General features: G+C 37.6%; 19 protein-coding genes and 2 other annotated features (1 of these 21 only partly in view). Of the genes, 2 read left to right on the forward strand and 17 right to left on the reverse strand.

The features are described 5' to 3' along the window. Window positions 1–24 (reverse strand) — a binding site (T-box leader) (it extends 180 nt beyond the left edge of the window). A 47-nt stretch (window positions 25–71) separates the two neighbouring features. Both OZY43_RS05460 and OZY43_RS05465 read right to left on the reverse strand, forming a co-directional pair. After that, entirely contained in the window at window positions 72–422 is a 351-nt protein-coding gene (locus tag OZY43_RS05460) for a helix-turn-helix domain-containing protein (RefSeq protein WP_277164069.1), read from the reverse strand. Between the two features lie 81 nt (window positions 423–503). Continuing rightward, window positions 504–1268 carry an RNA methyltransferase gene (locus OZY43_RS05465; protein ID WP_277164070.1) on the reverse strand — a complete coding sequence of 255 codons (765 nt, stop codon included), beginning with the start codon at window positions 1266–1268 and terminating at the stop codon, window positions 504–506. 92 nt (window positions 1269–1360) lie between these two features. Here OZY43_RS05465 and OZY43_RS05470 point away from each other — a divergent pair, with 92 nt between their 5' ends. After that, window positions 1361–1693, forward strand: a complete 333-nt coding sequence (locus OZY43_RS05470) for an acylphosphatase (protein WP_277164071.1) — start codon at window positions 1361–1363, stop codon at window positions 1691–1693. 34 nt (window positions 1694–1727) lie between these two features. After that, window positions 1728–2696: a membrane protein insertase YidC gene (gene yidC, locus OZY43_RS05475; RefSeq protein WP_277164072.1), complete on the forward strand. Its 969-nt coding sequence runs from the start codon at window positions 1728–1730 to the stop codon at window positions 2694–2696. Window positions 2697–2762: 66 nt separating this feature from the next. On the opposite strand, the gene OZY43_RS05480 is transcribed toward yidC, so the two are convergent. From OZY43_RS05480 to OZY43_RS05550, 15 genes are all read right to left on the reverse strand, one after another. After that, the gene (locus OZY43_RS05480) at window positions 2763–4337 is read right to left on the reverse strand and encodes a HAMP domain-containing histidine kinase (protein ID WP_277164073.1); all 1575 of its coding nucleotides are present in this window, start codon (window positions 4335–4337) and stop codon (window positions 2763–2765) included. Next, window positions 4315–5028, reverse strand: coding sequence for a response regulator transcription factor (locus OZY43_RS05485; protein WP_277164074.1), 714 nt, complete (start codon window positions 5026–5028; stop codon window positions 4315–4317). The genes OZY43_RS05480 and OZY43_RS05485 overlap by 23 nt, the downstream gene beginning before the upstream one ends. Before the next feature lie 137 nt (window positions 5029–5165). Further along, the gene (locus OZY43_RS05490; RefSeq protein WP_277164075.1) at window positions 5166–5729 is read right to left on the reverse strand and encodes a DUF177 domain-containing protein; all 564 of its coding nucleotides are present in this window, start codon (window positions 5727–5729) and stop codon (window positions 5166–5168) included. Window positions 5730–5731: 2 nt separating this feature from the next. Beyond that, window positions 5732–6886 carry a nucleotidyltransferase gene (locus OZY43_RS05495; RefSeq protein ID WP_277164076.1) on the reverse strand — a complete coding sequence of 385 codons (1155 nt, stop codon included), beginning with the start codon at window positions 6884–6886 and terminating at the stop codon, window positions 5732–5734. Window positions 6887–6892: 6 nt separating this feature from the next. Then, the gene (gene rsfS, locus OZY43_RS05500) at window positions 6893–7240 is read right to left on the reverse strand and encodes a ribosome silencing factor (RefSeq protein WP_277164077.1); all 348 of its coding nucleotides are present in this window, start codon (window positions 7238–7240) and stop codon (window positions 6893–6895) included. A 10-nt stretch (window positions 7241–7250) separates the two neighbouring features. Further along, window positions 7251–7850, reverse strand: a complete 600-nt coding sequence (gene yqeK, locus OZY43_RS05505; RefSeq protein WP_277164078.1) for a bis(5'-nucleosyl)-tetraphosphatase (symmetrical) YqeK — start codon at window positions 7848–7850, stop codon at window positions 7251–7253. Further along, window positions 7843–8481, reverse strand: coding sequence for a nicotinate-nucleotide adenylyltransferase (locus tag OZY43_RS05510; RefSeq protein WP_277164079.1), 639 nt, complete (start codon window positions 8479–8481; stop codon window positions 7843–7845). Before OZY43_RS05510 ends, yqeK begins: the two co-directional genes overlap by 8 nt. 9 nt (window positions 8482–8490) lie before the next feature. Further along, window positions 8491–9603 (reverse strand): ribosome biogenesis GTPase YqeH, encoded by a 1113-nt coding sequence (gene yqeH / locus OZY43_RS05515; protein WP_277164080.1) that lies wholly within the window; start codon window positions 9601–9603, stop codon window positions 8491–8493. Beyond that, the gene (locus tag OZY43_RS05520; protein WP_277164081.1) at window positions 9596–10120 is read right to left on the reverse strand and encodes a YqeG family HAD IIIA-type phosphatase; all 525 of its coding nucleotides are present in this window, start codon (window positions 10118–10120) and stop codon (window positions 9596–9598) included. Before OZY43_RS05520 ends, yqeH begins: the two co-directional genes overlap by 8 nt. Window positions 10121–10225: 105 nt before the next feature. Further along, window positions 10226–10582, reverse strand: coding sequence for a 50S ribosomal protein L20 (gene rplT / locus OZY43_RS05525; protein ID WP_046307264.1), 357 nt, complete (start codon window positions 10580–10582; stop codon window positions 10226–10228). A gap of 44 nt (window positions 10583–10626) precedes the next feature. Further along, the gene (gene rpmI / locus OZY43_RS05530; protein WP_122018520.1) at window positions 10627–10827 is read right to left on the reverse strand and encodes a 50S ribosomal protein L35; all 201 of its coding nucleotides are present in this window, start codon (window positions 10825–10827) and stop codon (window positions 10627–10629) included. Window positions 10828–10855: 28 nt separating this feature from the next. Continuing rightward, complete coding sequence (gene infC / locus OZY43_RS05535; protein ID WP_277166366.1) at window positions 10856–11380, reverse strand: translation initiation factor IF-3; 525 nt, start codon at window positions 11378–11380, stop codon at window positions 10856–10858. A gap of 22 nt (window positions 11381–11402) precedes the next feature. Then, window positions 11403–11514 (reverse strand) — a sequence feature (ribosomal protein L20 leader region). A 65-nt stretch (window positions 11515–11579) separates the two neighbouring features. Next, window positions 11580–12233, reverse strand: coding sequence for an amino acid ABC transporter permease (locus tag OZY43_RS05540; RefSeq protein WP_277164082.1), 654 nt, complete (start codon window positions 12231–12233; stop codon window positions 11580–11582). A 10-nt stretch (window positions 12234–12243) separates the two neighbouring features. Beyond that, entirely contained in the window at window positions 12244–12882 is a 639-nt protein-coding gene (locus tag OZY43_RS05545) for an amino acid ABC transporter permease (RefSeq protein ID WP_277164083.1), read from the reverse strand. After that, window positions 12879–13694 (reverse strand): transporter substrate-binding domain-containing protein, encoded by an 816-nt coding sequence (locus tag OZY43_RS05550; protein ID WP_277166368.1) that lies wholly within the window; start codon window positions 13692–13694, stop codon window positions 12879–12881. Before OZY43_RS05550 ends, OZY43_RS05545 begins: the two co-directional genes overlap by 4 nt. Window positions 13695–13696: the final 2 nt, after the last annotated feature.

The raw sequence follows: 13696 nt of genomic DNA on the forward strand, positions 1-13696 counted from the left end.
ACTAGTCTTGCTCTTAGTAATTAATTACTAGAATAATTCTTTTGCAGACAACTTGCAAGTAAAATTTTACTTTAAACCCAATTATCAGCCCATTCATGAATTTGATCAAAAACTGGCTGCAATTCTGCACCTTTTTTAGTTAAACCATATGAAATAATCTTAGTCTGATCATCTACTGAGCGTTTAACAATTTTTTCTTGTTCAAGTTCTTTAAGGCGCTCAACAAGCACGCGATCAGAACAAGCAGACACGCAACTAGCCAGATCCTTGAAACGCATATAATTAGTTTCGCATAGAGAACTAATAATTAAACCATTCCACTTCTTGCCGATAATCCGAAATGCATTAATAAAATGGGGACATGACTCATACGTAACAGCCCGACACCCATTAGTTTGTTTAAATTTTGCTCCTTGGGCCATATAACCATTCCTCCCACTACTACTGTAATAACCTCAAGAATTATTATAAAAAAATTACTTACTAAAAACAAGCACCTACGCTTATGCAAAGTAATAGATCATAATGCCAGCCGCAACTGCTGCATTCAATGACTCAGCCTGCCCTTTAATTGGAATATACAACTTTTCATCACAGCTATTAGCTACCTCAGTGCTTACACCATGGGCTTCATTACCAATTACTAAACCTAATTGCGGCTCCTGCTTAAAGTCAGGCAGCTTTTGCGCTGATTGATCCAACATACTAGCGTAAATTGGAATTCCGTTATTTCTTAGAGTATTAATTGTTTCTACCAAATCCGCAATGATCAGATTAATATGAAATTGGCTGCCCTGCATTGCTCGCTGCGTCTTAGGATTGTATAAATCAACACTACTTGGTGATAAAATCACACCATCAAAGCCAGCTGCATCAGCAGTTCTAATGATCGTACCCACATTTCCGGGGTCAGCTAACTGATCAAGTAACACCCACTTACCATAATTAAAGGGATAAGCTTTGGGCTGAGCAATTTTAAGTACCATAAAGATATCTTGTGAATTTTTAGTACTAGATAAATGCCGTACAATCGCAGTATTAATCAGAATAACTTTAGTAGTTAAATCAATTATTCCTTCTGCTTCTAACTTCGCTAATGCCTGCTGGGTTCCCAACAAATACACAAATTTTCGCTTGGCCTTAATTGCTTCTTCAACTAGATGAAAGCCTTCAATTAAGTACATTCCTGTTTCTTCACGGTGCTTCTTTTGCTTCAACTTCGCTAAGTCTTTAATTAGCTTATTGTTAACTGAACTAATTTGTTCCAATTCAAACATCTTCTTTCAGACTCTATTTTAATGTAAACTTTCTAATTTTAAAAATGGTAAAATCAAGTAAACAAGTATTGAAAGGATTAATTATGGGCTTTTTTAATCGAAATAACCATCAAAATAGCAATAATTTTACAAATAGTAGCAATGAAACTTGGCAATTAACCGTATTCGGCATCGTCCAAGGCGTTGGCTTTCGCTGGAACGTCCAAGTATTAGCGGACAAACTGCAATTGCCCGGCACAGTCCACAACAATGCAGATCAGACGGTAACTATTATCTTGCAAACAGACTCAAGTCATGTCAATCAATTTTGCCAAGAACTGCCGCATAATATCTCACAATTTGCCCATATTACAAAGATTAAGAAAGAAAAACTAACAAATACGGGCAAAATGCATGGTTTTCATGTATTATATTAGATGTTGACTAAAAATAATGATGTGGTGAATTTAAATGAAAAAATATCGTAAATATCTGGGATTGGCTGTTTTAACTTTGACAGTCATGCTTATCGTGACTGGCTGTGCTCAAAGCAGCAATGCCTTAAATACGCCGCCTTCAAGCGGAATTTATGGCTGGATCTATAGTTTTATCGGCCGACCTTTGCAGAATATTATGCTTCGTTGCTACGCTGTGATTGGCGGAACTAATGGTGCTGGCTGGGCAATTATTTTAATGACTTTGATTGTGAGAATGATTTTACTGCCATTAATGTTAAACCAACAGAAGAAGACAACAACTCAGCAAGAAAAAATGTCCCGTGTGCAGCCGCAGATGAAACTAATCCAGGACGCAATGAAAAACAAGAATTTGACTCAAGACCAACAAATGACCTTGGCAACTTGGCAGCGTCAGTTATACTCACAAAATAATCTGTCACTAACTGGTGGCATGGGCTGTTTACCACTGATTATTCAATTTCCAATTATGATTGGAATTTATCAGGCTGTAATGTATTCCAAGACTTTAGCTAATTCTACTTTCTTAGGTATCTCACTGAGTAGCAGATCAATGTTAATGGCAATCATCGGTACTGCTTTTGCCTTTGTTCAGGGCTATATTTCACTAATTGGCATTCCCAAAGAACAGAAAAAGCAAATGCAGTCAATGATGCTAATGAACCCAATTATGACACTGTTTATTTCAATGTCTGTTTCGGGTTCAGTTGCTCTATATTGGGCTGCTGGTAACTTCTTTACTATTATTCAGCAGGTAATTGTAACCTTCATTATCATGCCGCGGGTAAAGAAAAGTGTCGATGCAGAGTTACAACATGAGCCAATTAAAGAAATTGTCACACAAGCTAAAATTGACGATTTACTTAACCAAACAGCAGCAACACCGACAGCTAATAAAGACACAGTACAAATGCACGAAAATTTGCGGAATCGCAATAAAGGCAAGCAACACAAACATAAATAATCCTGCTTTATGCAAATAAAAAGGTCTAGTTATGAGTATTAGTCATAACTAGACCTTTTTTGTTAGCTACTTTTCTTTTTCATCGCCTTCTGCGCGCTTGCGCAACTTTGCCGCCTGCTCCTTAGTCAAAGCTGGAAAGACAATCTTAAATTGGCTGCCCTGTCCTTCTACAGAGTCAACACTAATTTGACCGTGATAACTGGTTACTAACTTTTGCGCAATCGACAAACCTAGCCCATTGCCGCCCTTTTCTCGCGTTCGGGCTTTATCAACCCGGTAAAAGCGGTTAAAAATTTTATCTTGCTCTTCTTTAGAAATACCCTCGCCAAAGTCTTGCACCATAATGCTAACCTCATCATGCGAAAGTCCTGCTGAAACATTCATCTGCTTACGATCAGTTGAATACTTAATTCCATTATCAATTAAAATAACCAGTAACTGCTCTAAATGCCCCTGATAAATTTGAATTTCTGTATCTTGTGGTAAATCATCCATATCCAAACCAATTTCAAAATCTTGATGCACAAGTGACATATCACCAACAACACGATTAAGAACTTCAGAAACTCTTGTCACTGCATTCGGGTATTGAACGTTAATTTGTTCTGCTCGCGTTAAATCAAGCATTTCCTGAATTAAATGCTGCATTCGCTTAGCTTCTTGCAACGAAGCCTTAATCGATTCATCCAAGATCTCTGGATCATCTTTTCCCCAACGCTCAAGCATGTTCAGGTGTCCTTCAATTACCGCAACTGGTGTTCGTAATTCATGAGAAACATCACCGACAAATTCTTTCTGCTGCTCAATATAACGCTGCATTCTATCCAACATTTGGTTAAAGGAAACGGCCAATTCCTGTAATTCATCATGCCGGTGAAAATTCCTAATTCGTACTGTACTATTGGGATCATCATTAACTTCACGCGCAACTTTAGACATTTCCTTAATTGGCTTAACAATATTATGAACAATCATAAAGGCGATTATTGTAAATACCACTACCGCAATTAACGAAATGCGCACCATCCACTTAAGCAAATTCCGCATCAAGCCATTATAATAAGACATTCTGTTGACTACTATAATATAACCTGTCAGTTTTCCGTTTTTAACTGACCGCACCTTCTGATAAGTGACTAACTCTTGGCGGTGATTTTGAAAAACACGTTCCATGTGATATTCACCATTAAATTGCTTAAAAGCTGGAATTGCATCATCACTGCCATTGTCAAAAACATCTTGTTTTTGCAAATTATAAACAACTACGTTTAAATCTGGATTAGTCAAAGATGACAACAGGTCGTCATTAAAGGCCTTATTCTCACGCTGATCGTTTTCAATCGCAGGATTACCCTGCAATATCTTTCTAGTAGATGGCGTTAATGCTGGCACAACGTTAGCAATCTGCAATTCAGTTGGAATTTCACTAAGACTATTATTTAGTTTAACAATCATTTGGTTAGACGTTGCTTTTTGCTGGCCCAAAGATTGCTGCCCTACAAAAGAATAAATAATAACTGAAAAAGCAATAAAAGAGACCATAATCGTCAAACTGACGATACTGACCCACCGAACAATAAGTGATGAGTGTTTGGTCTCTTTTTTATTTTTATGATTTTTACTTTTCTTCATCGTCTTCATCTCTTACCATATAACCAGTTCCGCGAACGGTCTTGATATATGATGGCTTGCCCGGAATATCAATCTTATTACGTAAATAGCGAACATAAACTTCAACAACATTAGTTTCAATATTTGAACCTGGTCCCCAAATTTTAGCTAATAATTGGTCACGACTGACAACATTGTTCTTATTCTTAATCAACATCATAAACAGATTATATTCCCGCTTAGTCAGATCAACTGCTTTACCATCACTGCGGCGAACAATTCGGTTAGCAGTTTCGATTGTCATATCTTTGAACTTGATAACCTTCTTTTCGATTGTATCATCAGAAGCTTCTTGTTCAATCTTTACTCGCCGTAAAACTGCACGCAGACGAGCCAACAATTCCTCAATTGCAAATGGTTTAACGATATAGTCATCAGCACCATGATCAAGACCAGAAACACGATCAATCACAGAATCACGCGCCGTCATCATAATAATTGGTGTTGTCTTGACTTGCCGAACCCGACGAGCAATTTCTAAGCCATTTAGATCCGGCAGCATTAGGTCAAGCAAAATAGCATCAAAGTCTTCGTTTAAAGCGGTTTCCAAGCCCTTGCGGCCATTGCTCTCAACAACTGTTTCATATTTTTCATGTTTTAATTCCAGCTCGACAAAGCGAGCCAAGTTCTTTTCATCTTCAATAATTAAAATTTTTGCCATTTTTTACATCCCTTAATATCTATATTCCATACAAAACTTAAATATTTCTAATACTCTAATATTAATTCAAGCATACTTTAAAACTTGTGTTAAGACAAGATTAAAAATTCAAGTTACAGCAAACTTAAGCAGTTAATCTACTTACCCTTATTTTGTTGTTCATCCTTCTGTTCAAGTAGTTGCTTTAACTTAGCAAATGCTGGATTGACCTGATTCTTTTTACCGGCATCAAACTCAGCTTCCGAAATAACAGACCAGCCTTTACCTTCTGGGTAAATATCTTTTTCTTTCTCTTCAGAAGTCAAAATTGTTGTCGGAATATGCAACAGTAAATTATCTTCAATGGCTGTTTGCAAATCAATCACATCATCTTCAACCGGTACAATCGGTGTTGCACTCTTTTCCAGTTCTTCTTTAGCCACCTTGTCCTCTGAATAATTTTCATTAAACTGAAAATCTTCATGATAACTAACCGGTGCTAAACTACGACTTGACGGTACAATCAAGTCCGCTGTCACACGCAAAGCACAAGTAACATATGGCACATTATAAAAAGCATCTCCTGTTACTTGCACATTTTCTACCTGATAAAGCAATTTTTGACTTCTTTTTAAAAACTCTGGCCGTATCACAACTTCATTTTCAAAATGCGTGAGTGGGGTTTTACTATTTTTTATTTGTGAAAAATTAATCGTCAACATTTTTAAACCTCCAGCGGTCGTCGACCAAAGTTTTGATCGACCTGCAAAATCTGCTCAACTAAACGGTCAACCCGTAACTGTAAGTGCAATGAACCCTGTTGGGTATTCTTTTGGTCAATTTTAGAAACAATCTCAGCCGTAGTTTCTTTTCTGATTTTTTTCAAATAACGCCGGCCAATTTTACTATAACCCAATAAAAATAATGATTCATGATTAAAACTAGCCAGCATATCATCTTGAGTAACATTTAGTAAAGTATACAAACTAAGTCGACGTAAGCGGGAATAAGTATACCGCTTTGACTTAATCGCACGCAAGAATTCAGTAAAATTATGCGCTTGGTGAATTTCTTGCTTCATTTTGTATTCTAACCCTTCACTCATTTGATAAATTTGGCGTAACTGTTCTACTGATGAGGACTCAAGCCGATATTTTAAAAATGGAAACAATAGATTCCAATTAGGATATTCCGGTTGCTTATACAAAGCAGCTACTTCCTTTTTAGGAAGCCATTGCTCTAGCGCTGTGCCGGTTTTACGGTGCAAAATAATATTGCGAATTGCACTAGCACTTTGTACAACACCTTCACGCTGCAACAAATCATCATGTCCAGCACCAATTCTGTTTACTGCATGCAAAATAAGCGGCGTGCCCAAATTATAGTTAGCAACTGCATAAGCTAACCCCAAAATCGCATTAGGTTGATTAACCTCATAGCCAACTTCCCGCGTAACCATTTGGTTATACTGCGTTGAATAAGTTTGACTATAATCATTAAAATCCATGTGATTGGGCGGAATTTCAGCAATTTTGCTGCCTAAATAGGCAAAATTCAGCGTTGCATCTTCCACACCAAATACCAAGTCACTTACTCCCAACTTGGCTAACTGATTAATGCTACCAAGCGAAAATAGGTTAGCCGGCTCAACTGACGTCGAAAATGGCATTTCAAAGACAAGATCTGCTCCACTTGCTAAAGCTGCTTGCGCACGGGCCCACTTATCCATAATTGCCATTTCACCGCGCTGCACATAATTCCCTGACATTAAAACCACAATCGGGTCACTACTACCAGCTAATAAACGTGCCTGATTTAATAAAAATTCATGGCCGCTATGCAAGGGATTAAATTCAGCAATGATCCCCACTACACTCATTATTTATTAATCTTCCTTTATTTCCAATTTTTTACCAGCAGACCATAATTTTTCAACATTATAAAATTCACGTGCTTCTTGTGTAAAAATATTGACAACTACATCGCCTAAATCGAGCAAAAGCCAGTTAGATTCACTTGAACCTTCAATCCGATAATCATAATAGTCAACTTGATGGGCCTCATCAATTACAGCATTAGCAATCGCGTGTAATTGGCGGTTTGAGCTGGCACTAGTCACAACATAATAATCGGCTAAGATACTAATTCCCTGCATATCATATGCTGCTGTATCTTCACCATGACGATCACTAATCGCCTTCAACGCAAAAGTTAAAATTTCTTTACTAGTCAAATTGTTCTCCTTAATTATTATCAATACTCCACACATTATATGCTTCAAACGTGCGAGGATAGATTTTTTCTCTTTTAGTAGCCAAATAACTGAGGCTATGGGCTAATTGGTAACCAACCCCAGCATCTAAATTAGCAAATGTAATTTTACGAGCTTCTTCAACTCCGGGAAAATCGCGTCCAGGCTCAATAAAATCAGCCATAAAAACGATTTTATCCAAAGTTGTCATTTTTGTATCACCTGTAGTATGACGATCAACAGCAGTTAAAATTTCTGGATCAGTAATCTGCAAGTCCCGTTTAATAAAGTATGTACCCACAATGCCATGCCAGATTGCCCGATTCCAGTTTAACAAATCTTGGGCAAAACCTTGCGTCTTAATTACTTGTTTATATTCTGCAACTGGCACTTGCTTAGCATAATCATGAACAAAACCTGCTAATGCCGCCTTTTGCTCATCATAATTATTCAAGCGTGCTAACTTTTGCGCTGTTTCACTAACACGGACACAATGGTTAAACCGCGTTTCATCCATATTTGCTTTTTCCTTAGCAATAATTGCACTACTAGATAATGGTGAATACGTTTTGGCAAAAAATAAATCAGTCATAATACAAGCCCTTTCGATGAATATAATCGCGAACAGATTCTGGAACTAAATATCTAATTGAACCGCCCATCGCAATTGTTTGCCTAATTGAAGATGAACTTAAATCAATCTGCGGCACATCAACCCAAATAATTGGTAATTGTGCTTTTTGTTCATAGCCTGGGCGCCTAATGCCAACTAAAGTTGCCAATTGTGCCAGCTTTAACGGTTCTTTCCATTCAGCTAAATTATTAACCTGATCACTACCCATAATCAAATAATAATGATTTTGCGGTGCTTTTGCATGTAAGTAAGTTAGTGTATCAACCGTATAAGAAACACCACCGCGAAATAATTCAAATAATTTTACATGAAAATGTAGATTATCTTGCGTTGCTAGTTCCAACATATTAGCTCGATCTTGAGCAGCAACTGTTGGCTTATCCTTTAACGGTGGAATATTCGTCGGAATAAACCAAATTTCATCCAAATGTAATTTAGTTAATACTTGCTCAGCTACAACTAGATGTGCTAAATGAACCGGATTAAAAGTACCACCCATAATCCCAATTTGTCGACCTTGATTATCAGCTATTGTTTCTTCTTTAACTTGAACAACTGGTTTCTTTTCAATACTTTTTGCAAACGTCATTTTTTGCCTCTAAATTAACGCACGCCTTATTCCCAAACCAATCTTACCAGGCGTATAAATCTTAACTAAACAATCTGCTGGAACCGTAATAAAGCCAATCCCGCCAAACAGTAAGTCACTCTTGTAAGTCGTATGCATTTCTTGCCCCTTAAGTGCCGGTAAAGTTGTTGCTTCAGATGGTGGCGTTAACAAATCACCCAAGTGCTTTTGATAAAAATTAGCCGCATTTTCTGTCTTTGTTCGGTGAACATACAAGTCCCGCGCTACATAAACTGTGAAGCTAGTTGACTCACCTTGCAAATAATCAATTCGACCCAATCCCGCCAAAAAAAGTGTATTACCCGGCTTTAATTGATAAGTTGCTGGCTTAAGCGGCTTTTGCGGAGAAATTGCTGCTAAATCTTTAACATCAAGATGTGTTGCCAGTTGATTTTCTGACATAATTCCTGGTGTATCAACCAAAAAATGGCCGTTCTCCAGCGGTATTTCAATTCGATCAAGTGTTGTCCCCGGAAAACGAGAAGTTGTAATCAAATTTTGAATATCACCCATTTTGTCAACGATTGCATTGAGTAACGTTGATTTACCTACATTAGTCATGCCAACAAAATAAACATCTTCAGTACGTGATTTTTTATCTAAATAGGCAATTAAATTATCTAAATTTTTCTTTTTAGCAGCACTAATTAAGAAAATTTTCTTAGGAAAAAGGCCAACACGATTGGCTTCTTGCCGCATCCAATCTTTAATCTTGCTTGCCCGTGAATTTAACGGAAACAAATCAAACTTATTCCCAACTAAAATCAACTCATTATTACCAACAAAACGTTTCATTGATGATAAAAGTGAATTCGTAAAGTCAAATAAGTCAACAACATTGACAATTAACGCCTTTTTTTCAGCTAATGAATTAAGCAAAGCTAAAAAATCATCATTATCGACCTTAACTGGCATAATTTCATTATAGTGCCGCAACCGAAAACACCGCTGACAATAAATATCATTGTCTTCATCCTCGCTTGCTAACGCCTTCGTTAAACGTGAAGCTGGTAAATAGCCAGCTTCCTCAGGGTTAGCAGATTGCAGCTTTGCCCCACAACCGATACAAATAATATCATCCATTTTTTAATGTCTCCTTAAAAGTTACCCGGTGTGAAATTGCCAAAAAGAAAAAGATGATCTTCTCAAAAAAACGATTAATTCGAGTATTCCATTTATCAGTTTTTATCAGTGGCTCAACTAGAACCGACTCTACACCAGCTAAATTACCAGCCTGAATATCAGTAATCAATTGGTCACCTACCATCATTACTTGCTTTTGACTCAAACCCATTTCCTTACGCTTTCTTGTAATTGCAAACGGCAACGGCTTTTTAGACTTAGCAACAAATTGAATATGGTACGGATTAAGTACTTTACCCACTCTTTGCGCATTATTATTGGAAATCACTACTAGTGTAATCCCAGCTTGCGCAAATCGCCGATTAAGCTGATCCATCTTTTGTGCCGTTTCAAACTCGTTCCAAGCAAGCAATGTATTATCTAAATCCGAAAACACTGCCTGAATGCCCATCTGATGCAAGACAGCAGTATCTAAATGATAGATTGTATCAATTGTATAACGTGGCCTGAATATCATCTGGCTACCCCTTCTCTGCCATGTTCTTAGTCTAATATATCAAAAATCAGCGTCAAGGTCATAATTTTTGACATAAAAAAATGGCGCCATAAGCGCCATTTTTAATTAATTTAAAGCCTTCTTAGCAGTTTCTGCTAATTGTGCAAAAGTCTTTGAATCGTTATAAGCAATGTCAGCTAACATCTTACGGTTAATGTCAACACCGGCAACTTTCAAGCCGTGCATTAACTTAGAATATGAAATATCATTTTGTCTTGCTGCAGCATTGATTCTGGCAATCCATAACTTTCTAAAGTCGCTCTTACGTCTTCTCCGGTCACGGAATGCATATCTGTAAGATACAAATAATTGTGTACTTGCAGCCTTAAATTGCATATGCTTTGCGCCACGGTAACCCTTGGCAAGCTTCATAACCTTCTTACGACGTTTACGTGTTACTGTTCCACCTTTAACTCTTGGCATCTGAAATTCCTCCTAAATATCGTTGTTCTCGTCTAACTTGATAATTAACGCATTTGAGAGAGCATCTGTTTGATGCGTTTCAAGTCGCTGCGTGAAACTAATGCAGCCTTTCTCAAATGACGACGTTGCTTCTTGGTCTTACCGTGGAAACGGTGGCCAGTAAATGCGTGATGACGCTTTAATTCACCAGAAGCAGTTCTCTTAAAACGCTTTGCAGAAGCGCGGTGGGTTTTCATTTTAGGCATTTTTCAATTCCTCCAAATTAACTAGTTTTTACTTTTTGTCACTCTTAGGAGCGAGTATCAAGAACATTGAACGACCTTCCATCTTCGGCTTGCTAATCACAGTAGCAATATCCGAAGTAGCTTCAGCCATCTTCTCCAGCACTTCACGTCCTAATTCCTTGTGGGTGATTGCACGACCTCTGAACCGAATCGAAACACGAACCTTAGCACCCTCTTTAGTGAGGAACTTTTGCGCGTGCTTTAGCTTAGTGTTAAAGTCGTTACCTTCAATGGTTGGACTTAAACGGATTTCTTTAACGCTAACCGTCTTGGACTTCTTACGCGACTCTTTGAGTTTCTTTTGTTGTTCAAAACGGTACTTACCATAGTCCATGATGCGGGCAACTGGTGGCTTAGCATTAGGCGAAATCAGAACTAAATCTAAATTCGCAACACTTGCTTGCCGTAATGCTTCAGTCTTAGTTACTACACCAACTTGATCACCATCTGCATTAATTAAACGAACTTCGCGTGAACGAATTTGATCGTTTAATATTAAATTTCTTGGTATGATTCTTCACCTCCGTGTTAATTTGAGGACAAGAAAAAGACGGGTATTAAGTTACCCGCCTTTAATCAACAGAAAATATCGATTAGCCCAGAGGTCAATTTAACTTAGGCGAGAAGCGGGAGCTCCTTCTTGTTCTCAACTAATTAACAATTATAGGACATTAACTAGCCATCTGTCAATCACTATTATCATTTTAACTAAATTAATTTAACTGTTTGCCAAGTAGACTGCCAACAATTGACAAAATAAAACAAACAACAAAGTAAAGTACTGCCAAAGCTACAAACATGGGCAATGTAAAATTAGCATTTTGACCATAAACAATCTGCGCCTGCTGCGTCATCTCAGGGACAACAATAATCGTTGCCAGTGACGTATCCTTAATTAAGGACACTAACTGACTAACTAAGGTTGGGATCATATGCTTATAGGCTTGGGGTAAAACCACATAGCGCATTGCCTGTGCAAAACTCATTCCCGTTGAACGCGCACCCTCCATTTGACCACTAGCAACTGATTGAATTCCGGAACGCACAATTTCTGCGATCATTCCTGATTCAAAAATAGTCATGGCAATAATTGCTGCTGGAATAACATCAGGCCGAAAGCCAAAGTTAGGCAAGCCAAAGTAGGTAAAGAAAATAATTAGCAGTAATGGCAAATTACGTACAACATCAATTATTAAGCCAGTAACTTTTGACACATACTTAATCTTGGCAAAACGGATAATTCCTAAAAATGAACCGATAATGAAGCTCAAGATCATTACAATTAACGAGATATACAGTGTTACTTTTAAACCTAGCAATAAAAATCTAATATTAATCCAGGCAAAAGCATTAATCCAAGTTTGCATAACCTTCCTCCTAACCCAATTTCTTTTCTAAATGATGCATATAGTAACTCAGTGGCATAGTTAACAATAGGTACAAAATACCAACCACTAAGTAACTATTGATCGTATCAAAAGTTGTTGAAGCAATCGCATTAGCCTGATAAAGCAAGTCAAACCCGGCTACAAAAGCCAAAATTGAAGAATCTTTAATCAAATTAACAAATTGATTACCTAAAGAAGGGATCACAATTTTAAATGCCTGTGGCAAAACCACATATCTCATTGCCTGCCAGTAAGTCATCCCTGTTGAACGTGCACCTTCCAGCTGCCCTGATTCAACAGATTGAATTCCTGAGCGAATAATTTCAGCAATAAAGGCAGATGTGTATAGTGTCAACCCAATTGTTCCCGCGGTAAAACCATTAATCTTAAAGAAATACAATGGAATAATCAGGTAAAAGAACATCACAATGACCAACAATGGAATATTACGAAAGATCTCAATATAAACACGGCACAGAAAATGAACTAACTTACTCGGCAGCATCTGTAAAAGTGCCAGCGTAGTGCCAATTATTAAACTTAAAACTAACGTAATTAAGCTAGCTAACAGCGTCCAACCTAGACCAACTAAAAGTTGCTTACTAAAATGCGTAAAAATATAAATCATTGTTGATACATCTCCCGATAGTTAAATCCTGGAACTTGGCCAAACCATTTTTTAATTAACCGGTTATATTCACCATTACGCTGCAATTGCTTAATTGCGCGGTTAACTGCGTGCTCAAATGGCTTCTGCTGCTGGTTAATAGCAATCCCGTATGGTTCTTTAGTAAAGGTGCCACCTTTAACCACTAAACCCGGATTTTCAACAGCTAGTCCATAAAGCACACCGTTGTCAGATACTAAAGCATCACCTTGATGCGACTTCAGTGCACTGACAGCTTGACCGTAATTCTGCATCCCAATTACTTTTGCTTTTGGAGCAAATTTTTTTACTACTTCAGAAGAATTATCGCCAACAATCCCAATGACTGTTTTGCCATTCAGATCATGTACATTTTTAATACTAGAATTTTGCGGTACAAGTAAGGACTCACCAGCATTAAAGTATGGTGTAGAAAAAGCAATTACTTGTTTCCGCTCAGGTGTAATTGACATCGTTGCAATCACAGCATCCACATTACCATTTTTAAGTAGAGGAATCCGCGACTGAGCTGTCGCTGTCACGAACTTAGCCTGCCCTTGTGGTCCCAAAATTTGTTTGGTAATTGCTTGAGCCAAATCAATTTCAAACCCTTTGTGTAAGTCATCGCGCACATCAATTAAACTAAACAATTTCATATCAGCTTCGACACCCCAAGTAATTGTCTTGGAAGCTTGAGCATTCTTTAAAACTGCCTGATCAGCAACTTTTTGCTTACTACCTGTCAAAAGTAGCACGCACATGATTAGAGGAATTAACCAAAATTTCTTTTTCATCA

Origin of the sequence: Lactobacillus sp. ESL0785 (assembly GCF_029395455.1) — a bacterium.
In the GTDB taxonomy this organism is placed as follows: Bacteria; Bacillota; Bacilli; order Lactobacillales; family Lactobacillaceae; genus Lactobacillus.

Excerpts from the sequence above, each read along its gene's own strand:
- OZY43_RS05460 (WP_277164069.1), bottom strand. The coding sequence starts at position 422 with ATGGCCCAAGGAGCAAAATTTAAACAAACTAATGGGTGTCGGGCTGTT.
- yqeH (WP_277164080.1), bottom strand. The coding sequence starts at position 9,603 with ATGGATGATATTATTTGTATCGGTTGTGGGGCAAAGCTGCAATCTGCT.
- rpmI (WP_122018520.1), bottom strand. The coding sequence starts at position 10,827 with ATGCCTAAAATGAAAACCCACCGCGCTTCTGCAAAGCGTTTTAAGAGA.
- OZY43_RS05480 (WP_277164073.1), bottom strand. The coding sequence starts at position 4,337 with ATGAAGACGATGAAGAAAAGTAAAAATCATAAAAATAAAAAAGAGACC.
- OZY43_RS05490 (WP_277164075.1), bottom strand. The coding sequence starts at position 5,729 with ATGTTGACGATTAATTTTTCACAAATAAAAAATAGTAAAACCCCACTC.
- OZY43_RS05470 (WP_277164071.1), top strand. The coding sequence starts at position 1,361 with ATGGGCTTTTTTAATCGAAATAACCATCAAAATAGCAATAATTTTACA.
- yidC (WP_277164072.1), top strand. The coding sequence starts at position 1,728 with ATGAAAAAATATCGTAAATATCTGGGATTGGCTGTTTTAACTTTGACA.
- OZY43_RS05520 (WP_277164081.1), bottom strand. The coding sequence starts at position 10,120 with ATGATATTCAGGCCACGTTATACAATTGATACAATCTATCATTTAGAT.
- OZY43_RS05495 (WP_277164076.1), bottom strand. The coding sequence starts at position 6,886 with ATGAGTGTAGTGGGGATCATTGCTGAATTTAATCCCTTGCATAGCGGC.
- OZY43_RS05540 (WP_277164082.1), bottom strand. The coding sequence starts at position 12,233 with ATGCAAACTTGGATTAATGCTTTTGCCTGGATTAATATTAGATTTTTA.
- yqeK (WP_277164078.1), bottom strand. The coding sequence starts at position 7,850 with ATGACTGATTTATTTTTTGCCAAAACGTATTCACCATTATCTAGTAGT.
- OZY43_RS05545 (WP_277164083.1), bottom strand. The coding sequence starts at position 12,882 with ATGATTTATATTTTTACGCATTTTAGTAAGCAACTTTTAGTTGGTCTA.
- OZY43_RS05485 (WP_277164074.1), bottom strand. The coding sequence starts at position 5,028 with ATGGCAAAAATTTTAATTATTGAAGATGAAAAGAACTTGGCTCGCTTT.
- OZY43_RS05550 (WP_277166368.1), bottom strand. The coding sequence starts at position 13,694 with ATGAAAAAGAAATTTTGGTTAATTCCTCTAATCATGTGCGTGCTACTT.
- OZY43_RS05510 (WP_277164079.1), bottom strand. The coding sequence starts at position 8,481 with ATGACGTTTGCAAAAAGTATTGAAAAGAAACCAGTTGTTCAAGTTAAA.
- rplT (WP_046307264.1), bottom strand. The coding sequence starts at position 10,582 with ATGCCAAGAGTTAAAGGTGGAACAGTAACACGTAAACGTCGTAAGAAG.